Consider the following 24049-nt stretch of genomic DNA (forward strand, 5'->3'; position numbering starts at 1 on the left):
GACGATTCAACGTCAAACACCGAGGGACATCAGTTGGCGTGCGCTGCATTCGGCGGTCCTGGCGAAACAGCTGGTATGCATCGACCTCTCGGGTCGTGACCAGGTACTTGATTTGCCCTTGCCGCACAGAGTGACTCGAGCATCATCCGCGCGAGCTTCTTCACCGCGGGCAGATCGAACAAGGTGGCATGCGCACCGCCAAGGCGATGCACGGTCAACGTTCCTTTGTGGAATTCGTCCCAGCCTAATGAATCCGCCTGCGCATCGGCTGCGGAGCCTTCGGTGACGAACAGGTGCATCGGCACCTCATGTCCAAGCTGCTGATAGCGGCATTCGATTTCTGTCGCGCCGCGATAGTCGAAGTCGACCTGTGGCCACAGCTCACCACGCCGAACCAACCGGAGCGCGGTTTCGCCGTACTTTGCCCACCGCTGACGCGCCGGCAGACGTCGTATCCGGCGAAGCCGCCATCGCAGCGTCAGCTGCGTCCACTGCAGTTCCACCATCGGTGGCGCCAGCGCATCGAGGATGCCCAGCCACTCGACTTGCTGGCCGGCGTCGACAGCCTGACGGGCAACTTCGTAGGCCACAAGCCCCCCGAACGAGTAGCCGACCAGTGCAAGTGGACCATCCGGCTGTCGGTTGCGGATCGCCAAAAGGGCTTGGCTGGCATGGTGTTCGATGGTTGAGGATAGGTCAAATCGCCCGCCTGGCTGCTCGGGGATCAACGCGTGTACCGGTTGGGCGGCACCCCACTGCGCCGAAAAGCGCCGCAGGCTCATCGACGACGACACTCCCGGAAAGATGAAATGCAGCGGTAAGGCGGACGGGACTTCGTCGGTCCTGCCAGGGCTTTCGGTATCGAGTAACTCGGCGACTTTTGCAATGGTCGTGTGGTTGTTGGCAAACGACGTAGGCGACAGCGCAACACCGAACGTCCGCTGAACATCGGAGATCAGCCGGGCCGCCAGGAGTGAATGACCGCCCATATCGAAGAAATCGGAGTTGACGTCGGTAACAGGCATGCCCAGCAGATCAGCCCACAACGCGGCTACGCGCCTTTGCGTGTCGGTGCGCGGACGCTGGGCGCCGATGCGGCCCGTTGCCGGCGCGGAGGGTGCCGGCAGTGCGGCTTTGTCCAGTTTCCCGCTCACAGTCTGTGGTAACGCGCTGAGGTGCACAAAAGCGCTGGGAATCATGTGCTCCGGCAGGCGGCGACGTAACCAATTACGTGCCGCGGCGTCGGTTGGGGACCCCGCCTCGCCGACGATGTACGCAACCAACCGCTGTTCGCCATTGGGCGCCTCGCGAGCGACCACTGCGCAGCATCCCACCTTTGGGTGTTCGCACAAGGTGGACTGGATTTCGCCCGGCTCGATGCGAAAACCGCGAATCTTGACCTGGTCGTCGTAGCGGCCCAGGTGTTGTATTCGTCCGTCGGGCAAGAATTTGCCGCGATCGCCTGTGCGGTACATTCGCCCGCCGACATGGAACGGATCGTCTCCGTACCGACGCGCTTGCTCGCCGGGGCGATTGAGATAGCCACGACCCACCGCGACGCCACCGATGGCGATTTCCCCGGGGACACCGACCGGTTGGAGTCGCCCGTGGGGGTCGATGACATACATCCGCACGTTCGGCAATGGCCTACCCACCGTGACGATGTCTGCCTCGGCGAGCCGCGCGACGCTGGCGATGACCGTGGTCTCGGTGGGGCCGTAGGTATTCCAGACCGCTCGGCACCGTCGCAGCAGCGCCCCAGCGAGCCCGTGGGTGAGCGTCTCACCGATAGACGCCGCTATGAGACGACGATCGCCACACCAGCCGGCGGCCACGACGGCCCCCCAGGTGGTTGGTGTCGCCATCATGTAAGTCGCACGGCTGTCTGCAATCAGCCGCGTTAGAGCAGCGGGATTCAGTGCCTGCGCGGCAGTGGCAAGCACCAGGCGTGCTCCGCGCGCCAGCGCACAAAAGATGTCGCCGAGCGCGACGTCGAAGCTAATGGACGCCACCGACAGTACGGTGTCGGAGCCAGTGACGCCGAACTCGCGAAACATGGTCTGCATCAGATTCGCTACGCTGCGATGCTCAATGAGCACTCCCTTCGGGCGACCCGTGGAGCCGGACGTGTAGATCACGTAGGCGAGGTCGGCAGGAGACGCGGTTTTTGACGGGGCAGCGCGGGGCGCGCGCGGCTCCACAGCGCGCAGGTTGATGACGGTGGTCGTGACCGCGTCGCCGCCCGTCGGCAGCTGACGATCGGTCAGAACGATGCTCGCGCCGGCGTCGTTGATGCAAAAGGTGTTCCGGGCGATCGGCTGGCACGGGTCCAGTGGCAGAACTGCAGCGCCCGATTTGAGAATCCCCATGATGGCCGCCACCAGGTCAGGAGTGCGGTCCATGAGCACCGCCACCACCGAGCCGGTCCCGGCGCCCGCCTCCAACAACCGCGATGCGATGACCGCCGCGCGATCGTCCAATTGCCGATACGTCAGCGTCGTGTCGCCGACCTCGACCGCTACCGCGTCCGGCGTGCGTTCGACCTGCGAGCTGATGAGTTCATGCACGCACTCGGAGTGCGACGAAATACAATCTTGGACAGCCAGATTCCGGCTGAGCCGACGTTGGCGCTCGTCCGAGGTAACCATGCCATTCAAAAAGATCGCTCAGGCGATGACGACGCCTTTCGGGCGGCCCGTGGACCCTGACGTGAATTCCATATATCCCCGGCAGGGATTGTTAACGGAGCAGCCAGTGTCGACCCGTCCGACCTCGTCGGCTCTTCAGCGAGCGCTTGCGACCACAGCTCCTTATATGACGGGCGCCCGTCCGGTGACGTCTGCGCGTTAGCGTCCGGACGCTCACCGGTGACCGTTTCCACACGCGCGACTACATCCATCGAGACAGGCCGTGTATTCACGAACGACATATGCTCCTCCGAACGCAAGCAGGCACCCCAAGAACAGGCCACCGGTAATCGCAGTGTTTCTCTAAAGGAGCTATTATACCGCAGGTGTATCTAAGACAACCAGTCACATACGACTAGTCGTAATACGAGCGTGATAGGCGACTTGGAGTTGGTCGACCACTATCACGACAGCTCGGTCGCCACGCCCACGGGAGTCCTGATCTGTTCAGAGCGCATCGCGCCAGCCGGTCCCATTCAAGGTCTCATCCACCACCCAGGCCCCACTTCACGGTGTTCCAGAATCACCTGACAAGTTCCATGCTGCCCCTGATACTCGCCACATCGACCGCCAGTACGCCCAATCCGGCTAACCGCCAACCAAAGCCGTATCCCGAGCTCACCGTGGCACACTCAGCGCATCCCCCCGGGATAGCCCATAATGATCGCTCTAGTCGGGAAAGCCTATGCTGCTAGTTTTGACTCAGCCCCGTTCTCGATTCGCTGAGCTGACGAGGCTATCCGGCGCATCGAAGTACGGGAGCCTACAAGTGAACGACCCGTTCTACAGCATCGCGGCAATGAATGCGCTCTTCTCGTCAATGGCGTGGTGTGCCGCCAAGGCTAATCTGTGGTCGATACTGACAACCTTGACGTTTGCGCTAATTTGGCCGTTCGTCAACGGGTTCCTAGAAGGAAACCTACTTCTCACGATCAGTCACAACCATGGAATAACGGTATCGGACTTGTTATCGGTCCTGGCAGCAGGGATCGCACTTACTCAGACGATTAGGATCCGCCGAGCCATGCGCCGCGATCGGTCCGCGACCGAACAGGGCAAAATTACCGAAAAGCTCTGAGCGACATGCTGGCCGAAGATCGAACTACGAAGTTTCGACGGGCTCCTAGTTTTGGTGCGGTACGAAAGTATAGTTGGAGTCCTCGATGCGAAACACCTGCGCCACGACCGTGGTCGAAATCGCGACGGAGGCGGCACAGTTCGCAAAGGGTCGTTTGCCAGCACGACAACGCTGCTGCGGACGCCGCGTTCGAAGTGTTGATGAACCTAGCTAGTCACCGGATCAAGTTGCGGCGCCTGCATCCTCAGCTCAGATATCAACTGATGCCCCTGTTGCCGGTATCGGGCGACGTTAGCGAGTTTGACATCTTCGTATCCACGCACCATATCCGGTAGTTCGGCGATGCGGACCGCGAGGGCGTGGTTTTCCGGAGCCATGACCACGGCGACAGCGTCCATCCACGCTCGGTACTCCACAATCAACTGCCGTTCCAATCGACGTATTCGGTTGTGGCCGAAGGGATCCAAAAAGCTGCCACGGAGAAACCGCAGGGTGGCGAGCGCCCGAAAGAACGGCCGCACCCATGGCCCCAAGGTGAGCTTCCGATTCATGCCCATCGCCCGCAGGAACGGCGGATGCAGCTTGTAGGACACGCGCGCGTTCGACCCGAATGCCTCGCGCACCCGAGCGTCGACCTCTTGGTCCAGGCAGAGTCGGGACACCTCGTACTCATCCTTATATGCCATGAGCTTGTGCAGATTTCGAGCGACACTCCTGGTCAGGTCGTCAAGGCCGGGCGCCTGCGTTGCTTCTGCGACACGAATCCGCTCGACGAACTCTGCGTAGTGTTGGGCGTATGAGCGACTCTGATAGGCGATCAGATCGGAGACGCGCACCGCGATGTCCTCGGCGAGCGGCGATTTGGGTACTGCCCGAACTATCGCTGCAATGCGACGGGCATCGTGCGATAAGGACTTGGGCCGAGGCTCTTCTCGCAATTGCGCGACGGCGGCGTCCAAATCGGCTGGTGCAGCGACGGCTTGCCGACCACGGCGGAATGCCTGCAGATTCTCTTGCACCTTAATGTCGCTGCCGCGAATGGCTTCCTCGATGTGCTGGGCGCGCAGGGGGAGTCTGCCGGTCTGGTACGCCGCACCCACCAACAGCATGTTCGCGAACTGATCCTGGCCGAACAAGGTGGTGGACAGCTTACGGGCGTCGAGGATGACGGCGTGCTTGGCGCACGTGGCCTCGAGTATCGGCGCTATCGCCTGACTGATTGCCGGGAACGCCGTGTCGGGGTCGACCACCATACGGCCGGTTGGCACCGCCGACGAAGAGATAACCGCAACCGTGCGGTGCGGATCGGCAGCGACCAGGTAGCGAGCCTCGGCCGCGACCAACAAATCGCAACCTAGGTACAGGTCGCATTGGCCCTCGCCGGCGCGGTGCGCCACCGCTGTTGATTGATCGAAGATCTTTATGTCGGAAACCACCGGTCCGCCTTTTTGGGCTAGGCCGGTCTGGTCCAGAGTCCGAACGTAGCGACCTGCAATCGTCGCGGCTGCGGCCAGTGTCTGGGCGACCGTGACGACACCGGATCCGCCGATGCCTGTGATTCGGGTGGTGTGCGGCTCGGCGGCCATTTGAGCCGGTTCGGGGAGATCAGCAGTCTTGAGTCCCCCCAACGCCACTTTGGCGGCGCTCGAGTGGCTGGGCACTATCGTCATGAAGGCCGGGCAATCTCCTTTGAGGCAAGAGAAGTCGAAATTGCACGATGATTGGTCGATCCGGGTCTTCCGACCGAACTCAGTATCCATCGGCTGAACCGACAGGCAATTCGACTTGGCGCCGCAGTCCCCGCAGCCCTCGCACACCCGCTCGTTGATCATGACGCGTTGAACGGGTTGATCTACTTTGCCGCGCTTGCGCTTACGGCGCAGCTCGGTAGCGCATTCCTGATCATGGATGACGACCGTGACACCAGGGGTGGCTGCCAGCGTCCGCTGCGCCTCGTCCAGACGATCACGATGCCAGCAGCGCACTCCACGTGGTAAATCTTTGCGACGGTAGCGTTTCGGGTCGTCGGTGGTGATGATGATCCGCGTGACCCCCTCTGCAAGCAATGCCCGCGCAAGATCTTTCACGGTGAGTGCGCCTTCGGGCTGCTGACCACCCGTCATCGCGACCGCGGAGTTGTAGAGGATTTTGTAGGTGATGTGAGAGCCAGCTGCGACGGCGGCGCGCACCGCGAGGCTGCCGGAATGATGAAAAGTGCCATCTCCCATGTTCTGGATCAAATGGGACTGGCGGACAAAGGGACTCATTCCGATCCACTGCGCGCCCTCGCCGCCCATCTGAGTCAGCCCGGTGACGCTGCCGACCTGTTTCTCGTCCATGAGTGTGACGAGACCGTGGCACCCGATGCCCGCGCCCACCAACGAGCCATCAGGCACTTTCGTCGACGAATTGTGCGGACACCCCGAACAGAAATAAGGGCTGCGAGTTATCAAGGGAAGCGCCAGCAGCGATTTCGTTGATTTGCGCCGGTCGAGCCACTCCCGGATAGAAGGAAGCTCACTGTGGCCCAGCAGAATTTCCGCAAGCACCGGAGCGATCGTGTCGGCGGTGAGTTCGCCGTTGATTGGGAAGACCGGGCCGTCCTCGATATTCCGCTTGCCGACGATCAACGGGCCGCCCTGACCGTGACCGTAAAGCAGGTCGCGGGCCGCGGTTTCAATGAAGGGCCGTTTGTCCTCCACCACGATGATTTTTTGCAGTCCTGTGGCGAAGGCATTCAGCGTGCGCGGCTCAATGGGGTCGATCATCGCCAGCTGAAGCAGGCGAACTCCGTGTTGCGCCACCTCTATATCGTCAAGACCCATCCGCCGCAAAGCCTCGCGGACGTGTAGGAACGTGGGTCCGCTGGCGATGATCCCGATTTGGTCGACCGCACCGTGCGCGGTGACGATGTCGAGTCTGTTTCGCGCGGCGTAGTCGAGTGCAGCCTGACGACGTTCGCCGTCGCGACTGCGTTCCAGAACTCCGAGCATTGGTTGCAACAACTTTGCCGTCACTACGTGGTCTACCGCGCGTACGGGTCCCACGGGGATTACGCGGCCGGGGGCGACATCGACCGTCATAGAGCCATCGGCAACGTCGGTCGATATCTTGAGCGCCACCCATAGGCCGCTGGCTCGTGACATGGCCGCGGCATGCACGCCAAGGTCCAGGATCTGTTGAGGGTCCGCGGGGTACAGCGTGGGAATGCCCAGATCGGCGAGCAACCGTTCGGATGCGCCGGGCACCGTCGATGACTTCGCTGATGCGTCGTCACCGACGAAGAGAAGAGCTCCGCCGTTGGCGGGCACGCCCATAAGAACGTTATGCCGGAACGCATCCGACGCCCGATCCAATCCTGGCGATTTTCCGTACCAGAACCCGATGACGCCGTCGACCGTGCATCCCTGCGACGCCGACGCGAGCTGGCTCCCCTGAACGGCCGTAGCTGCAAGCTCTTCGTTGACGCCCGGCTGGAAGATGATGCCGTACTCGTCCAGTAGGGCTCGGTGGCGGTCGAGCTCCATGTCGTATCCGCCCAGGGGCGAACCTTCGTAGCCGGATATGAAACCGACGGTGTTGCGGCCTACCCGCCGCTCGGCGCGCATAATCTCCACCGGTAGGCGTGCCAGAGCTTGTAAGCCTGTTAGCCGCACGAGGTCTGCCTGCGTCGGCGGCTTCAGATCGGCCATGGTCGGCGTCGACAACGTGCCCCCTCAGGGAAAAGATTTGGCTCTGTTTCAACTATCAATCAGTGTTCGTCTCGCCGGCTTCGTCGAAACGGGCAACAAATCGAAGCGCTGGCGAAGAAACGCGGCAAGGCGCAGCGGGATTGCAATAAGACTCAATAGGGCGAACGGCACATATTCGACGAACAAGAGCCAATGCCGTACGTTCAGGTAGAGTGCGCCCAGCACAAAATCCCGGCCGAAGGCGATCAGGATGTAAGTCGTGGCCAGGAAGAGCACTGGCCGCCACAGACGTCCCAGGTTGCGCGTTCCGATTCCGAAGGACAGCAGCACCAGCAGATAGGTGCCGAACAGTGCGGCCAGGAAGAACAACAAGATGCCGCCCTGCAGCGGAATCTGGACGATGACGACGCCCAGCCAGACGACCAACCCGATATGGGCCTGAAGCGCGGCGGCGAAGGCCAGGCCCAAGACTCGCGCCCGGCGCGCCAGCCCGGCAAACGCTGGGCCGAACAGGATGGCCATCGCGCCGCCGACATAGGAAAGCCAGAAGAAAAGAAACGACCAGCGCGCCGTATAGCGCACTGCCTGCCCGATGCCGTCGGGACCGGTGCCGTAACCAGCCAGAACAGCCACGGCAAGCGCGAGTGCGCCGCCGAGCGCGCCGACCATCCAAGCCCATGCCGGATCATGTCTGCGCGTCATCGCGCGCCCGCTGCCCCGGCTTTGCCGCCGCAGACTACGAGAACGACGGCCATTGCGTGGCAATCGGCGTGCGAAAGCGACAAAGACGAGCTGAGCCAGCCTTGGTGTTGTGCCCGCTCGGCGAGCGCTCCGCTCAGACGAAGCAGCGGCAGCGGACCATCCCGCGTCACCTCGATTTCGCGCCAGGGAAATGGCATGTCGGGTTCTGCGAAAGCCTTGATCACTGCCTCCTTGGCCGCGAACCGGGCCGCCAGTCTGTGCACCTGGCTGCGGCCTCGGCAGTCGCTGATTTCGCTCGCCGTGAAAACCTTGCGCAGGTACCGGTCTCCGAAAGCCGCCAGCGAGTCCTGGACATCCTCAATGGCCACGACATCGCATCCGACGCGGACGCGGTGCCCGTCAACCGTGCCGGGCAAGGTGATCATGTACTCGCCGTAATCGTCGCGGTGACACCGCATTTCCTGCACCGTTACGACTCTCTCCGGCGAGCCGACTGCTATCGCACGTGACATCACGCAGACGTCTTGATTAGGCCTTCGACTACCTGCGCGATGTTGTGTACGGAAGCAAAGGTGCACTTCTTGAGCACTTCATCGGGAAACTCGACGTCGAATGCAGCCTCGAGCGCAAGCATGACGTCCACCGACGCATGGGACGTCAGGCCGAGCTCGTAGAGGTCGGCTTGATCGTCCACCTCATGTGGATCGACGGCCATACGGCCATGAGCGGCTAAGACGTCACGAATCTGGGTCTGTATCACACGCTTTCCTCATATCTCTGCTGTCGGTCTACTCGTTAGCCGGTGTGTTGGGTCCTGCGAAGACTCCGTGGGCGGAACGTAGCTCCCGGTCGCCTTGAGCCGCTTGCGAGCGGCGCGGCGGTAACCGTAGAAGTCCGACATAAATGCCGTGCTGCCGTACAGCCAGTCCAAGGGTTCTCGCATGTCGTCCGCATAGCCGATGGAGTAGGAGCCGCGCTGATAGCCCATCAGTCTGAGCAGCCCCTCGGGAAGAGTGCGCGCGATCTCGGGCGGGCAGGCCAGATACTGGTTTTCCTCCTGCCGCAGCCAGCCGAGCGAATAGCCCACATTCATCCCGATCCGGCTGGTCTCGGTGGTGTTGGCGCCCGCGCCGTGGAATATCGAGCCCAGGTACACCAGGACCGAACCCTTGGTCATGACGGCCGGGGACGACAGGGCGGGTTCAACCTCGTCGGGATCGTCCTCCCACTGGTGGCTGCCCACCACCATCCGTGTCGCACCCATCTCTTCGGTGAAGTCGGTCACGGCCCACATGGTGGCCACCTCCGCTTCGAAGCCCCTCGGGAACTGGTAGCGATCGAACGACCACTGATCCCGATGGATCATCTGCGCCGGCGCACCGGGTGCGATTGTGACCAGCTGGGTCAGATCGATCTGGAAGGTGCTGGCGTGGTCGCCCAACACGAGGTCAAGCGTGTCGATGATCGTAGGGTCGGTGATGAGTGAGCGAGCGGTTGGCGAACGGGCGATCAGAGCTCCGATGCGTTGGTTAGTTGCGCCCAGGAAGTCGGTGTTGCCTCCGCCGGTGGCTGCGAGGTACGGCTCGAGTTCGGCCCGTATCTGATCCATCGTTTTGGGTGGTGCAAGGTCTGCGATGACCACACACCCGTCTTCGTTGAGCACCTTCGCGATGTCTGCCGCCGAAGGACGCGAACCGACTGTCCGTACTGCCATAGGCATATCTCATACAGTACGGGATTATATAAGGATAGTTCAATGACTATCGGTCGGTTTAAGTACGGGCTTCCATGCTGAGCAGGGGTGTCACGACAGATGCTCCCGTTCCGATTTGGCGTCCCGGCCGCGGTTGCGCCAACCATGTCGGCGTGGCGGGACCGGGCCCGTATGGCCGAGCGTCTGGGTGACTCGACCCGGTACGTTTGTGACCATCTTGACGCCCAGTTCGAGCCTCTGGTAGCCCACGACCGCGGTCGCCGAGGCGACCTCGGGTCACGTCGTGTTGAACAACGACCTCCGCCACCCCGGTGGGCGAGAATACCGAGCGTGCAGCACCTACAAGAAGGCGTGACCGAGCGCGGCGTGCTCGGTGCGGTGCTCGACCACGCCGATCGAGCCCCGGATCGGCCCGCTGTCACGGACCTGGATCGCGCTTTGACCAGGGGCGAGTTGCGCGCCGCAGCTGGGAGAGTGGCCGCTGGCTTGCTTCAGAAAGGCGTCCAGCCCGGGGATCGGGTTGCCCTGCTGATCGGCAATTCTGCGGACTTCGTGGTGGCGGCATTAGGCTGTCTGTGGGCGGGGGTCGCGTTCGTTCCGCTGGCGATCACCGATCCAGATCTCCGCCGTGCGCAGATCGTGGCTGACTGCCGGCCCGCACAGGTGATCACCGCAGGCTCGGACCAAGCGGCGCCATCGGGACTTCCCGTCGGCACGGGCTGGACCTCCCTTTCGGCGTTGAGCGTCGCAGATGGGCGCACGCCACCACCCGTAGCGGGCCCCATCTCATACATCATTTACACGTCGGGGACGACCGGTGTCCCCAAGGGCGTGCAGATTTCCCCGGAGGCCTTTTTGACCGCAGTCGAAGCATGCGCCGACGCCGTCGGACTCACCGCGGACGACCGGGGCCTATGCGTTTCGCCCGTGCACTTTGACGGGTCCTTCTCTGCCATCTTTCCTCCGCTCGTGCGCGGCGTCCCCCTGGTCATCCCCGACCGGGAAGCCCTCCTGTTCCCAAGCAGGTTCTTCTCGATTGTTGTCAGCCAGGGGATCACGGTGACCAGCTTCTCTCCCAGCTACCTCCGGTTGCTCCGGGCCAGCGGCCGCCTGGCGCGGTTGGCTGAATCACCGCTCAGAGTGATAGCCCTGGGCGGCGAAGCGCCGTCCACAGCCGATATCAGGGCGGTGTGGGCCGCCAGTCCGGGACTGCGGGTGGTGAACCGGTACGGCCCGACCGAGACGACCATCGCCGTCGCCCATCTGGAACTGACGCCCGAGTTGCTCGACGCGGGGATGGTACCGATCGGTCATCCTCATCCCGGGAGCTCGTTCCACCTCGTTGATGAGCACGGAAGGCTAGTGGATCGTCCTGGAGTGGTCGGCGAATTGTACATCGGCGGGTTGCAGCTCATGGCTGGATATCTGAACGACCCGGCGCTGAGCGCAGCTGTGCTGCGGACGGACGTCATCGAAGGAACCACCCTCTACCGCACTGGTGACCTCGTCTTCCGCGATGACCGGGGCAACTACGTATACGTGGGGCGTTCGGACAGCGTCATCAAGCGACATGGTGTGAGGATGTCGCTGGTCGAGGTGACCGAGGCGCTCGGTGGTATCCGCGGGGTCGCATCCGCGGCGTGCACGACCTTCGACCTGGAGGGCGATGTGGGGGTCGTCGCATTCGTGGTGCCGGACGGCGAGCTAACCCCTGTCGCCGTCCGCAAGGCCGCCAGCGAACGGCTCCCGGAAACGATGCTGCCCGATCAATTCGTCTTAGTGGCCGACTTGCCATTGACCTCTTCCAGCAAGGTCGACGAGCGACGGCTACTGAAGGAGGCTGGCTTGTCTCCGCCGAACGAAGGGGCCTGAGCCGTCAGTGTCGTTGCAACTCAGTTACATAGAGATCGACTCGCTATGCCGAGTCCTTCCACGAGAACCTGCTTGTCTCGTCAATGCCTAGATGGAAATACCCATCCGGCACCATTAGGAATCGGATGTGCGACGTCTGCGGGTGCGCCCCGCCCGGGCTTTATGCGGCGGCACTTGGCGGGCATACCGACCATCACGTTAACTACCCTCTTACATACTAAGCGATTTACTGATAAGCTAGAGCAGACTGTTAGTCCAATATCCATCCATACACCTGGGGATGTCACCCCCGCGATCTGCGGCACATGCCCGCACCTTGGTGCCATCCGGCGGCACGGGCGCGTGCTGCGTCGACGTGTTCCGGGCACGTGCGGTGTCTGGCAACGCCTAACCCCGAATGAAAGGACGTGACCACCGATGAACACCTACGCCAACCGACGCCACCGCTACGGCGACTGGCGCGACATGACCGTAGAAGAACTGCCCGAGTGGCTGCGCCTCCAACTCAGGTCATGGTGGCGCCACGTGACACTCATGGACCTATACGACGACCACCAAACGAAGGGTGGGCTCCACCCACGACGAGGCAGAACGGCTGGAGCTGCTGGCGGTAGCGAATCGCCGAAGACACTTCAAAGAACGGCGCTAGGTTACATCGCCTAAGCCGATGGTGAACTCGGTCGTCATCGACTTGACCAGCGACAGATTGCCGCGTCTCAGAAACTCGGCCGGATACTCGACGTTAGGACAGGTACCACGCCAGACCGTCTCAACGTGACGGATGACTCTCCGATGATCCTTAACCGCGCCGTGAACGGGTATTGATGCGCGTCGAAGGCATCGACAAGGCGGGCAGAATGAATTGACCCCGTCGGTCGCTGGATGCGCCATTTCTCGCCGTTGAAGCGGCAGTCGTGATCATCAACCCGGCCGACATACTGGACAACATGTACATCCCCGCCCATTTCGCCGCCGACGAGCAGGCCGTCGACGACGTGCTCACTCACCATGGTGCCGCTGACCTGATCACTGCAACACCCGAGGGCGTAGTCGCTACTACGCTGCCGTTCGTCTATGACCCGGGCATGAGGACCCTTCGTGGTCATCTCGCCCGCAGCAATGACCAGTGGCGGCGCCCGGTAATTGGCGAGGTTCTGGTCATCGCGCGGGGACCAGATGCGTACATTTCCCCGGGCTGGTACCCGAGCAAAGCGGAGCACGGACGTGTGGTGCCCACCTGGAACTAAGTCACTGCGCACGTCTATGGGCCACTCGCGGTGCACGATGACCCGGCCTGGGTCGAACAGAATGTGCGTGATCTAACCGGACGCCATGAGGCTGGGCGACCGCAATCATGGTCCGTCGACGACGCACCGCCACAGTTCATCGAGGGTCTACTGCGCGCCATTGTGGGAGTGGAATTGCTGATCACCCGCATCGAGGCCAAGTTCAAGCTCAGCCAGAACCAAACAGCCGCTGACGTTGATGGCGTGATCTCAGGATTAATCACCAACGGGCACGAGACACCGCCCAAGCGGTGCAGCGAGCGCGACGGGCATGAGATCGATTGCGCTTTAATGACTCCCCGCACGCACCTCCCAAACTCGCGTTGCCGCGTCACCTGAGGACAAGTGGGCTGGTTCCGGTTCAAGCTTTCACAAGCAGTTCATGGCGGGGCACGTGCGTGCGGTAAGAATCGCCGGTCGTGGCGTGCTGCCTCGGCTACGATCGCCGGGTGCAAGCGGGGGCAACTGACGCGACGTCGGGGGGAGATTACGAGCAGCTGGTCCGGCGCCAGCGTGCTGAATTGCAGGATGCGTACTTAAAGGGGGTGCGCCGGCTGCGGTGGGACGCAGGGCGTCTCGCCGCAGAACGCGAACGGCGTCTTCGGGAGCTGCTGGTGTGGGCCGCCGATCGTTCGCCGTTCTGGCGGGAACGACTGGCAGGCCGCGATCTGCCGAGTTTCACGGAGTCCGACCTCCCCTCTCTGCCGGTCCTGACCAGAGCCGAGATGATGGCGGAGTTCGACAGGGTAGTCACGGTCCCGGGGTTAACGCTTGCCCGGGTTCAACAACACGTCGATCAGTTGGACGGAGACGGCTACCTGGACGACGAGTACCGGGCAATCGTCACGTCTGGATATACAGGAACCGAAGCAGTCCATGTCTACGGCTGGGACGCGTTCGTCACCTTCGTGATGCAGGGCTCGCGCTGGACCGGGCGACGCGGCGAAGCCCCGGATGCGGTGCTGGCCCAGGCCTTCTCGACCAGCGCGCGGCACGAGTCGGGGATATTTCACGCCTTCAGCACCTTCGAAAGCGGAGGGCCGGCATCGCACTGCTTCGGCGGCACGCAACCCCTGGATGACATTGTCGAAGGCCTCAACAACGCGCGTCCGGCGGTGCAGGCCCTCCAGGCGTGGCCGAGCCTTATGCGGGAGCTGGCTTTGGAGGCGATTAAAGGACGCCTCACCATCAAGCCAGCCTGGGTCAGCGTCGCGGGCGAGGTCTGCACCGAGCCGGTGCGAGCGGCAGTCCGCGCAGCATGGGGATTCGAGCCCTCGGAGTTTTGGGGCTGCTCAGAGGGGACGTATGCCTTTCCATGCGGCGTCGGAGAAGGCATGCATGTCGCCGACGATCTGGTGATTCTCGAGCCGGCGGATGCCGATGGCAACGTCGTGCCATACGGGCAACCCGCGGAACGGCTGCTGTTGACCAATCTGTTCAACCTGACGCAGCCGCTGATCCGCTACGACCTCGTCGACGCAGTGACGATGTCCGACGAGCCGTGTCCGTGCGGTTGTGCTCATCGGCGCATCACCGCGGTCAACGGTCGTATCGACGGCGTGTTCGAGTATGAAAGTGGTGCTGTGGTGCCCCGGGCGGCCTTCGAGCAGACTGTGCTTGCCACGCCCGGCGTCGCGAACTTCTTCGTGGGCAAGACGCAACGTGGTGTCGACGTGTCCGTGGTGACCGACGGTTCATGCGGCCTTCAGCATCTGCGGACGGAACTGATCGACGTGCTACGCCGGCACGGCGCGCCGGAGTCGGACGTCGGTGTGCAAGAGGTCGGTTCTATAGACCGACTGTGGTCGGGAAAGTCCAAGCAGTTCGACGCCAGCTGATCTAGCGAACTGCTCGCGAGGACGTCCACCGACTGGGCGTGGTACCTGTGGGCGGTGAGTGGAGGTAGGCCATCAGTCGACGTGATTCGCCGTGTACTTGCAGAACACGCAGGCGGGTCACCGGGGGTGGGTGGCTGGTACTCTGTCTAATCCTTGCAGGGGCACCGGGGAAGAACATGTCGGGAGGCTCAATTCGCTTCCGATCCCATTACGCGCGAATAGGCTTGGAATTCCCCGCATCGTCGGTGCCGGTTGGACGTTAAGGACATTGGCTAGTAGCGACGGACTAACGTCTAGGACATCGACCTTCTTGCGCGACGGATCTGGCGAGATACCAGCGCCGTAGGCCAGCAAGATCCCCTCTGCAATGTGGTAGGCGGTGTTGCCTCCGCCGACTATTCGGCGCGCTGCCAGCCCGAGTTCGGCTGGCGTCCCGACCAATTCGCTGTCGGCCCCCAACGGCCTATAACGCAATCGGGTGTGTTGACCAGAATCCGCATCGAGATTGGTCGATGACGGTTGCGGCAGCAACGTGCGCCTCGTAAAGGTTGCGGTCTTCCCCTCCCGCCTGCAAGGAAAGACGGGGGAGCTGAACAGCTGCTGCCCGTCGTCGGTTCTTATCGACTCCACCGGTGTGATCGCCTCTCGCGCTGCCGCCTCATCAGCGAAGACGAGCGAAATGCCGGGGAACATCGCCAGGCCTGACTCAGCGGATTGCAAACCGAGTCGGGATAGGAGTTTTGCGGGATTCTCGAGGACAAACAGGTCTCGATCACTGAATGCTCCCGTCGGTATTGGGCCCTGGCCCATGCTCGCCGCAACCACCAACATCGACTGGGGATTGGCAGCAAGATATTTCCGAATACGACCCAACTGCCGATCGGTGTAATCCATCGCGGTCATGATGAAACCGCCGTACACGTCGTCGGTAACGTATTCGTAGGACTCCGTGTAGTCCGGCATGGCGTCGCCCCAATAGCGGTGCATCATGGCGGCCACATGGTTGGTGAAAAAGATGCTGAGGCGAGGCCGATACTTGCGATGCAGACGCCAATACAGGTCGAAGGCGGGAAGAACCTGGAGCGCCGGTCGCCGGGCCTTGTAACGGCTATCGCGTTTCTCGCTGACGAGGTGGGCGGCGAGGGTATGGGCAGATCCAGGCGTAAGGCCGCGCCGAGCAAGGTCAAGACTCTCGGCGAGTAGTGCCTTTCGTTTCAGCGGCGCGTCCAATGAGAAACGGAGCCCGACGTTCATCGCAAGATTGAATCGTTGGAATTTCTGTAGCGATGCAGGATAAGTCCTGCTGTCTTGACTGAAGGTGTCAGGAATATAGAAACCACCACTACGGAACTGTCGCGCTGGCCAGCTTTGCATAGGGCCAAAGATTCCCACGCTCAGACCCGCTCGATCTGCGACGTCCCAGATCGGGTCGCCACGAAACGTGGCAGGGTCTTGACCTATGTCGAAGGAGTTGTGGTCATAAGTCGACATGTGCAACGTGGGCCATGTCCGCCACGGACTCAGGTGTGCTGAATCGTCGTGATGTGTCGTCAAGCACTGCCCCCCACTCACCAGTGCGGCCATGTGGGAGCCGGGTCGCCGCTCGATGTAATAGTCGACTACACGCCACGGGACCTCATTAAGCTCATAGAGGATGACGTCCCTCTTAGGTCCCCGCAGCGTGTCCTCCCCCTTGGTCATCACTTCCCCTTCCCTATAGAAGCCGGGTCAAAGGTCGTGTTTCCATCCACCCCGGCGAACACCCGCTCAAGCGAGCATGGAGTCCGTTCGGAGCGAGAACCTTGCCTTTCGGGCAAGGTTGTCGAACATCTGAACCTCTTTTTGTGTTCCGATCGCGCGCTCAATATGCTCCCGATCCACGACAGACCGCGCCGATGGTCTTCGCCGCGGTCGCCAAATCGCTTAGCATCGACCAGTTCCCGACGTAGGACAGTTCCAGCCGAACCGAGTTGTCCCGGTCGTCGCGGCCATACTCCCGGCGGCTACCGCACAGCCGATGGTTTGTAGTTCTCCCGCCGACGACACCGGCTCCCCCGGCAGTGCGGTCACGAACGACATGTGCTCCTCCTAAGGGAAGCAGGCCGACGCAGATGCGGCCAGGATTACCGCGGCGCCTCTGGTGCCAGCTGAGACTGCCGACGCACCTGCAAAGCCATAATACATACTATTTGGCGTCATACGCGCAAGAACCGAACTTCCAGTCATGAATTGTATGCTATGCATGCGTAGGCCCGGGATGGCTGGGGTAGAGCAGACTGCAGACCGCTCGAAGATTCCGACGCAGAGAGCGGCCCCAAAGGGTCAGGGCACCAGTTCGTGCCGCCGTAGCCACCCGAGCCTGCACCGCCGCGGCCCGACCGGTCCCACAAACTGCGGTGCCGACCTGTCGGTAGTGACCGACGGTTCATGCGACCGCCAGCATCTGCGGATGGAACTGATCGACGTGCTCCGCGGGCACGGCGGACTGGATTCGGACGACGGTGTGCAAGAGGTCGGTTCTATAGACCGACTGTGGTCGGGAAAGTCGAAGCAGTTCGACGCAAGGTGATCTCGCGAGGTGCTCGTGGGGTGACGTCCACCGACTGGGCGTGGTACCCCGGGGGCGGTGAGGGGAGATGGGGCATCGTCGACGTGATTCGCCGTGTGCTCGCACAACACGCTCCTTTAGCGGTGGATCCGAATACTGTTGCCAGTACATACGATCCATCACCTGTCGGGAATGGCTCGTGGCGGGCGAAGAAGCGCAGGATGACGCAACAGGTCGGCACGGTCGCGGGCGTTGCGGTCAGCGACCCTCGCGTCGCAAAGCCGTTTCAACGTCCGCTTCGGCGCTAACGAGGTCAGCCAAAGCAGCTGCCACGACTCATTTGGCGTCTCCCGCAGAGTCCTCAGCGCCTGCTTGATGGCGGCGCGGACGTCATGCAGATCCGTCGTAACCCGGGTCGGGTCGACGCTGACGCACGCGAACGACATTGCGTTCGCACGGGTATCACCCTCCGTCCGCTCGCTCATGGGGAGTTGCAAGGTGACGGCGCCGTCACCGGCACGTCGGCGCCCCATGCGCTCCCCGAGTTTCGCAGCCAACCCGGCCACCAGCGCGTTACTCGTTCCGCCAAGAGCCTTCGCACGGGCATCCCAAACATCGAGGTCGATGTAAATCGTGACACCCGGCACGACGATAGGGTCATCGTGGTCGCCTGCACGAAGCGCGATGGGTCGCGATGCTGGTGATCGGGCACTAGCATGCCAAAGACGGCGGCGGTGTTTTGCCGCTGCTACAAGCGCCCGGGCAACCTCAGGCGTGTCCCGCGCTGCCTGGCGCGCATCCTGAACCACCGCGGGCAGTCGCGTCCGGGAATGCGGTGCTGGATAGCCAAGATTGCGCGTGTTGCCTAGGACCGCATCAAGTACCGCGACGTGGAGCCCGAGGCCGTCGACCAGGTAGTGGGAAATCACCAGGCTGACAGCGGTCGAGCCGTCCATAAGTGGAAGGACGCCGAGACGCCAGCCTGGCCCACATTCGGGATCAGTAGGTAGTTGTGCGCGTTCATCGGCCCAGTCGCTAAGTTCAGCGCGTGGACGGGCGCATTCGGCGATATCGATGTCTGACGGCCCCCGGTCTGAGACCCACCGATGCCGGGCGAAGGGCAGCGGAGAACGCTCGATGCGCCGTCCCAACAGGCCGTATCCGAGATTGTGGTGAAACGTTTCAGCCCATCGAAGTCGATAGCGCGCTCATACACCCACACAAATTGGAGGACTAGGTTCCTGCCGGTAGCGCGATGCTCCGCGAACATGGCATGGTCGATGAACGCCAGCTGATTGTCTGGCCGCCCATCGCCGTTGGTTGCGCGGCTCTCAAAGACCCTGCGTGCCGGGGCGTATCCGGACTGGCACTGATCAGCCTCCGACGACGCCGATCGATTCGCCCGTCACGCCCTTTGGAGCGTACGCCTCGTCACGGAGGGCGACCCTGGCTCTGCCCACCATGGCCTTGTCCAGGGCCTGGTCGATGTCGGCGATGACGTCGTCGATGTGCTCGATGCCGATAGACAGGCGGATCGTCTCCGGCCGGATACCGGCCTTCACCAGCTCCTCGTCGGACAGCTGGCGGTGGGTGGTGGAGGCCGGATGGATGGCCAGGGTCTTGGCGTCGCCCAGGTTGAGCAGCCGCTTGACGAGCTGGAGCGCATCGAAGAAGGCCAGTCCCGCGTCGTAGCCTCCCTCGGCCCCGAAGGTGACGATGGACGGCACGCGCCCGTGCAGGTAGCGCTCGACCAGGTGGTGGTAGGGATGGTCGGGGAACCCGGCAAAGCTCACCCAGGCCACGCGGGAGTCAGCGGCCAGGTAGTCGGCCACGGCCCGGGCGTTGGCCTCGTGCCGCTCGAGCCGCACGGCCATTGTCTCCAGGCCCTGGAGGAGCAGGAAGGCGCTGAACGGGGAGAGGGTGGCGCCGCTGTTGCGCAGCTGGGTGGAGCGGGTCCGCACGGTGAAGGGCCGCTCGGGGAAGTCACGGGCGAAGACGACGCCGTGGAAGGCGGGCTCAGGCTGGTTGAACATCGGGAAGCGGTCGGGATGGTCGCCCCAAGGGAACCGGCCGCCGTCCACGATGGCCCCACCGAGGGTGGTGCCATGGCCGCCCACGAACTTGGTCAGCGAGTGGACGACCACATCGGCCCCGTGCTGGAAGGGCTTGAGTACCAGCGGCGTGGCCACCGTGTTGTCCGCGATGAGCGGCACGCCGGCCGCATGGGCCACGGCGGCCACGGCCTCGAGGTCCACGATGTTGCCGGCCGGGTTGCCGATCGTCTCGCAGAACACGGCGCGGGTGTTCGCGTCGATGAGGGGGGCGATGGACTCGGCTCGATCGTCGACGGCGAAGCGGGCTTCGATGCCCAGGGTAGGTAGCACGTGGGCGAAGTAGGTGAAAGTGGCCCCGTAGAGCTGGGGGGCCACCACGATGTTCGAGCCGGCGCCGGCCACAGTCAGGATGGCGTAGCTGACGGCGGCCATGCCCGAAGCCACCACCAGGGCTGCCGTCCCCCCTTCGAGGGCGCAGATGCGCTGCTCGAGGACGTCGCAGGTCGGGTTGTTGAGCCGGTTGTAGTGAAAGCCGGGTGTCTCCAGGTCGAGCACGGCGCCAGCGTGGGCGGCGTCGATGAAGTCGTGGGCCACCGTCTGGTATATGGGCACGGCCACGGCCCGCGTCCCGTCGGGTGTGTAGCCACCGTGGATGGCGATCGTTTCATCGTGCATGGTCTCAGGCGACGCTCCTCTTCGGGATGGTGGCCAACAGGTTGGCGTACAGACGTAGGGCCGCACCCCGCCACGGCCAGGGGGCGCGGGCGCCGACCTGGTGGAAGGGGAAGGCGGCCACCAGGGCCGGGTCCCGCTCGCCGCCCACCACCCGGTCGTGCAGCTGGCGGAGCCGGTCCCAGTCCGGGCCGGCCACGCAGTCGCGCGGGAGGCAGGGTAGTTCGTCGCGCTCGTGGCTGGCGTAGCGCCGCACGTCTCGGACGTACTCGCGCACGAGGCTCGACGGATCGTACTCGGGATGGCCCTGGAACAGCACGACCTGGGACCGGCCCACCGTCTTCGTGATCACGCTCCACCCCACCTCCTCCGACTGCAAGGCCACCGCGTAGCCGGCGGCGGCCACCGCCTCTGCGGGCACGGCGTTGAGCCGCGAGTGGGGCAGGACGACGGGACTGTCGAACCCGGCGGCCAGAGGGTGGGTCGGGTCGGCGTGCTGGGGGAAGACACCCGTGCACTTGACCGGCAGGGTGGTCCGTTCGATGCCGTCGAAGACGGCCAGGGCGGCGTGGGCCGACAGGCAGGACAGCACCATGACCGGCACGTTCTCGCTTCCCCACCGCAGCAGGGCGCGCAGATCCGACCAGTAGGGCTCTTCCTCGATGCGGGACTCGGTCGGGTTGGAGCCGGTCACCACCAGCAGGTCTGGGGGGTCGGAGGTGATGTCCTCGAGAGGACGATACTCAGCGGCGATACGGGCCCGGATCCGCTCGCCCCGTGGCACGCCGGCCATCGTGTGGCGGGTCACGACGACCGTCTCAAAGCGGGACCCAGCGTTCAGAAGGCCCACGAACTGTCGCTCGGTGGCGCCGAAGGCGGCGTCAGGCATGTTGTTGACCAGGGCGCACCGCACCGGTCCCTCGGCGGCGTCCGGCGCCGCCCCCGGGTCGAGTGCCCTGGCGAGTCGAACGTCCACCGTCATCTCAATGCCTCACGTCGGTGTAAGTGACCGTGACGTGCTGGTGGAGGAGCCGGTAGGCGGCCTGCAACTGCTCCTCGTCGTCGGCCGAGCCGACCACGGCCACGATGTGGTTGCCGGAGCCGTCCCGCCAGTCGAGGGCGGCCCCCGGGCGCTGGTGGACGCTCACCGTGTCCACCCCGGCGTGGTCGCTGAAGTCGTTGATGCCATCGATGGCCGTCACAGTGGCCCTGACGGTCGGCGGCTGGAGGAAGAAGCGGTAGCCGATGCGGTCGGTGGGCACGGGCCCGTCGACGGACACCGGCTCGCCCAGGGCCACCCGCAGGGTGAGGTCGAGCAGCCTGACGCCGGCGGCCCGCTCCAGCATCTCGGGCACACCGCCGCCCATCCGTCCGTTGACCTCGATGATGCGGGGCCCGTCGGGTGTGAACTTGACCTCAGTGTGCAGGCACCCGGTCTGTACCCCGAGCGCGTCGATGGCCCGAGTGGCCAGGTCCAGGACGGCCGAGCGGCTCCCGGCGCCGAGGGCGGCGGGGATGAAGAACCCGGTTTCACGGAAGTTCTCGGCCGGCGGGAAGCGGCCGGTCAGGGCCAGGTGGCTGATGGCGCCGTCGGCCACCACGCTCTCGACTGACACATAGCCGGCGTAGGGGTCGTCGGCCCGGGCTGGATCGTCGGCCAGGTAACCCTCGAGAACCATGTCGGGGCGGCCCGGGCCGAGGGTGTCGAGCACCTTCGCGAGTTCGGCACCGTCGCGGACCAGGAAGGTGTAGCGGCTGCCCTGGGCCGAGCGGGGCTTGAGGACGGCGGGCCACCCCACTTCGGCCTCGACGGCCGAGAGCTCGGCCCCGGACTGCTCGGGGCCGACGAGGTGACAAGGGGGAACGTCGAGGCCGGCGTCGGCCAGGGCCCGGCGCTGACGGGCCTTGTCGGTGAGGGCGGCTGAGGTCGCCGGGCTGTGGAAGGGGAGGCCCAGCTTCTCGGCCACCCCAGCCAGTTCGACCATGCCGGCGTCGAGGTAGGTGGTCATGCCGTCGGGCTCCCAGTCGGCCAGCGTCTTGACCCTCCGCTCGGCGCTCATGCCCTCGAGGTCGACGACGGCGCCGAACCGGTTGAGGAGATCGGCCATCTCGCCCATCCCCGGCGCGGCCGTGAAGATGATCCACAGCAGGTCGCAGAGGCCGGCGGCTGCTTCGGCCAGCTGCATCACTGGAACGCAACGCGGCCCGTAGCTCACCGCCACCAACGGCCGCGCCCTTCCGGTCGTGGAGTCCATCATTTGCTCAGCCGATGACGGCCTCGACGCAGTCGCGAGCGTCGTAGACGGACTGGAGGCGGCTGGGGGGCCGTCCAATGACGGCCTCGACGCAGTCCTGGGCGTCGTAGACGGCCCGGAGGCGGCTGCGCGGCGAGGGCAGGTAGTGGGTGAAGTAGCGCACCCCCTCGGTAAGCACGCCCAGCACGGAGAGGTTGGGCTGGACCCGGCCTTCGGTGTCATAGGGATGGAAGTCCTCATTGATGGCGACGCTGCCGACGGGCGTGTCACCGTAGCTGAGCTGGGTCAGCCTTCCCTTGGCGTAGAGACGCTTGAGCAGGGGGGAGCTGGACCGGGCCAGCGAGGGCAGGTCGAGATGGCCCCGCACCACCCCGTCGACTCTCACGGCCGTCGGCTCGTCGAGGGCCGTGGAGCTCAGGCGGACGCCGTCGGGGCAGGCGGCCAGCTCCGGGTTCGGTCCGAGCGGGATGCGCACCACCCCGGCGTCGAGCAGCCCCAGCAGCTGCTGGGAGCGCATGGGTGGCGGGCCCGCCTCCAGGCGGTTGATGTGGCCTCGGACGTTGGACTGGAAGTCGACATAGGAGTCGAGGGAGAGACCCCCGAACTCGATGACCGAACGCAGCTGGTCCCGGAGGATGCGCAGCACCTCCTCGGCCGCCTTGACCGGGCTCCCCCCGGGTCGCAGGGCCTCGGTGAGATCGGCCTCGATCATGTCGTAGACCTGGCCTTGGTAGTCAGCGGCCGACGTGTAGTGGCGGTCTGACCCGGCGAAGAGGTGGGTGGACGGGTCGAAGCGCCCGTAGCGCGGCTCGAGACCGTCGACGACCTTCTCGTAGTGCCCGTCGGCCCAGCCTTGGCGGAGGACGGTGCGGACCTCGGTCGACTCGACGTCGCCCCCGGCCAGCAAGGCGGCTTGGATGTAGTAGCGCGCCTGCATCTCGGCGAAGATGAGCGGGAGAAGCTCGGCCCGGAAGTCCACGTGGCGCCGCACCGGCGACCCGCCCGGATTGGTCAGCGCCGCGAACTCCTCGTGGGTGCACACCACCGGCTGGTACTGCCCGTAGGGGTCGACGCCGGTGGCCGACTTGGCGCAGTACGGCGCGCCCGAGCGCGAGTAGAGGGTGATGGTCGGCTCCCGGCCTGAGGGCACGTACCGCTTGCGATCGGCCCGGTCGCACCGGTCCTCGAAGGTCCCGCCTCGTCCGATGGTGAGGGCGGTGAGGACGTCGTAGGCGACCAGGCCCATGCCGGCCACGGCCACCGAGGATCCGGCCGGAGCGCTCTGGTCGAGGTACTCGATGGGGTAGGGGCGCAGGTAGTGCACGCCCCCGCCGGCCCCGGGCTCGTCGTTCCAGGTGTGCCCCGACGTCAGCACCACGTGGTCGACGGTGAGGGTGATGCCATTGTCGAGCAGCACCGCCTCGCGCCCCTGGAGGGCCGGCGAGATGTCGACGGCCGCCGCGTAGTGGCGGATGATCTCAAGGTTGGGCGGGGCTTCGGCCACTAGCCTGTCGTAGAACCAGACCAGATACTCGCCCATCAACCGCCGGGGCAGGTAGTCGGTGGGCAAGATGGGGTCACCCCCGGCGCCGATGCGGCACTCGTAACCCACCCAGCGATAGCCGCAGCCCACAGCCCACTGGTGCAGGCC

General features: G+C 64.1%; 14 protein-coding genes and 2 pseudogenes (1 of these 16 only partly in view). 4 read left to right on the top strand and 12 right to left on the bottom strand.

The window, feature by feature from the left end; genetic code table 11:
* Positions 1–29: 29 nt before the first annotated feature.
* Positions 30–2567 (bottom strand): amino acid adenylation domain-containing protein, encoded by a 2538-nt coding sequence (locus tag ACFE99_RS02995; protein ID WP_375482286.1) that lies wholly within the window; start codon positions 2565–2567, stop codon positions 30–32.
* Positions 2568–3456: 889 nt separating this feature from the next.
* Here ACFE99_RS02995 and ACFE99_RS03000 point away from each other — a divergent pair.
* A complete protein-coding gene (locus ACFE99_RS03000) occupies positions 3457–3765 on the top strand; it encodes a hypothetical protein (RefSeq protein ID WP_375482288.1) in 309 nt (102 codons plus the stop codon).
* Positions 3766–3971: 206 nt separating this feature from the next.
* On the opposite strand, the gene ACFE99_RS03005 is transcribed toward ACFE99_RS03000, so the two are convergent.
* Genes ACFE99_RS03005 through ACFE99_RS03025 form a run of 5 tightly spaced genes read right to left on the bottom strand, consistent with a single transcriptional unit; the run spans position 3972 to position 9873 of the window.
* Positions 3972–7472: an indolepyruvate ferredoxin oxidoreductase family protein gene (locus ACFE99_RS03005; protein ID WP_375482290.1), complete on the bottom strand. Its 3501-nt coding sequence runs from the start codon at positions 7470–7472 to the stop codon at positions 3972–3974.
* Positions 7473–7505: 33 nt separating this feature from the next.
* Positions 7506–8126 (bottom strand): hypothetical protein, encoded by a 621-nt coding sequence (locus tag ACFE99_RS03010; RefSeq protein WP_375482292.1) that lies wholly within the window; start codon positions 8124–8126, stop codon positions 7506–7508.
* A gap of 29 nt (positions 8127–8155) precedes the next feature.
* Positions 8156–8617 (bottom strand): holo-ACP synthase, encoded by a 462-nt coding sequence (locus ACFE99_RS03015; protein ID WP_375482294.1) that lies wholly within the window; start codon positions 8615–8617, stop codon positions 8156–8158.
* A 53-nt stretch (positions 8618–8670) separates the two neighbouring features.
* Positions 8671–8919, bottom strand: a complete 249-nt coding sequence (locus ACFE99_RS03020) for an acyl carrier protein (protein WP_375482296.1) — start codon at positions 8917–8919, stop codon at positions 8671–8673.
* Between the two features lie 9 nt (positions 8920–8928).
* Positions 8929–9873, bottom strand: coding sequence for a phytanoyl-CoA dioxygenase family protein (locus ACFE99_RS03025; RefSeq protein WP_375482298.1), 945 nt, complete (start codon positions 9871–9873; stop codon positions 8929–8931).
* A 351-nt stretch (positions 9874–10224) separates the two neighbouring features.
* Here ACFE99_RS03025 and ACFE99_RS03030 point away from each other — a divergent pair, with 351 nt between their 5' ends.
* The 3 genes and pseudogenes from ACFE99_RS03030 (at position 10225) to ACFE99_RS03040 (ending at position 14869) form a co-directional block, all read left to right on the top strand.
* A complete protein-coding gene (locus tag ACFE99_RS03030) occupies positions 10225–11745 on the top strand; it encodes an amino acid adenylation domain-containing protein (protein WP_375482300.1) in 1521 nt (506 codons plus the stop codon).
* 947 nt (positions 11746–12692) lie between these two features.
* Positions 12693–13370, top strand: a pseudogene (locus ACFE99_RS03035) (FMN-binding negative transcriptional regulator).
* A 110-nt stretch (positions 13371–13480) separates the two neighbouring features.
* Entirely contained in the window at positions 13481–14869 is a 1389-nt protein-coding gene (locus tag ACFE99_RS03040) for a hypothetical protein (RefSeq protein ID WP_375482302.1), read from the top strand.
* Positions 14870–14986: 117 nt separating this feature from the next.
* Here the strand turns inward: ACFE99_RS03040 and ACFE99_RS03045 are convergent, their stop codons facing one another.
* The 6 genes and pseudogenes from ACFE99_RS03045 to ACFE99_RS03070 form a co-directional block, all read right to left on the bottom strand.
* Positions 14987–16123 carry a hypothetical protein gene (locus tag ACFE99_RS03045; RefSeq protein WP_375482304.1) on the bottom strand — a complete coding sequence of 379 codons (1137 nt, stop codon included), beginning with the start codon at positions 16121–16123 and terminating at the stop codon, positions 14987–14989.
* Between the two features lie 1551 nt (positions 16124–17674).
* Positions 17675–18687: pseudogene (locus tag ACFE99_RS03050) on the bottom strand (hypothetical protein); the annotation flags it as partial.
* 103 nt (positions 18688–18790) lie between these two features.
* Positions 18791–20146, bottom strand: coding sequence for an O-acetylhomoserine aminocarboxypropyltransferase/cysteine synthase family protein (locus ACFE99_RS03055; protein ID WP_375482306.1), 1356 nt, complete (start codon positions 20144–20146; stop codon positions 18791–18793).
* A gap of 4 nt (positions 20147–20150) precedes the next feature.
* Positions 20151–21125, bottom strand: coding sequence for a homoserine O-succinyltransferase (locus ACFE99_RS03060; protein WP_375482309.1), 975 nt, complete (start codon positions 21123–21125; stop codon positions 20151–20153).
* Between the two features lies 1 nt (position 21126).
* Positions 21127–22329 carry a hypothetical protein gene (locus ACFE99_RS03065; RefSeq protein ID WP_375482311.1) on the bottom strand — a complete coding sequence of 401 codons (1203 nt, stop codon included), beginning with the start codon at positions 22327–22329 and terminating at the stop codon, positions 21127–21129.
* 76 nt (positions 22330–22405) lie between these two features.
* Positions 22406–24049, bottom strand: partial view of an FAD/NAD(P)-binding protein gene (locus ACFE99_RS03070; RefSeq protein ID WP_375482313.1) — the 3' portion only. The gene runs 249 nt beyond the window's last position; 1644 of the gene's 1893 nt are visible here — the last part of the coding sequence; the start codon falls outside the window, past its right edge; the stop codon is at positions 22406–22408.

It is taken from the genome of uncultured Mycobacterium sp. (assembly GCF_964249325.1).
Taxonomy (GTDB): Bacteria; Actinomycetota; Actinomycetes; order Mycobacteriales; family Mycobacteriaceae; genus Mycobacterium.

What these genes read in the sequence shown, in the direction of transcription:
- ACFE99_RS03010 (WP_375482292.1), bottom strand. Translation starts at nt 8,126, where the DNA reads ATGGTCGGCGCGCTCGGCGGCGCACTCGCGCTTGCCGTGGCTGTTCTG.
- ACFE99_RS03015 (WP_375482294.1), bottom strand. Translation starts at nt 8,617, where the DNA reads ATGCGGTGTCACCGCGACGATTACGGCGAGTACATGATCACCTTGCCC.
- ACFE99_RS03025 (WP_375482298.1), bottom strand. Translation starts at nt 9,873, where the DNA reads ATGGCAGTACGGACAGTCGGTTCGCGTCCTTCGGCGGCAGACATCGCG.
- ACFE99_RS03045 (WP_375482304.1), bottom strand. Translation starts at nt 16,123, where the DNA reads ATGAACGTCGGGCTCCGTTTCTCATTGGACGCGCCGCTGAAACGAAAG.
- ACFE99_RS03055 (WP_375482306.1), bottom strand. Translation starts at nt 20,146, where the DNA reads ATGCACGATGAAACGATCGCCATCCACGGTGGCTACACACCCGACGGG.
- ACFE99_RS03060 (WP_375482309.1), bottom strand. Translation starts at nt 21,125, where the DNA reads ATGACGGTGGACGTTCGACTCGCCAGGGCACTCGACCCGGGGGCGGCG.
- ACFE99_RS03065 (WP_375482311.1), bottom strand. Translation starts at nt 22,329, where the DNA reads ATGCAGCTGGCCGAAGCAGCCGCCGGCCTCTGCGACCTGCTGTGGATC.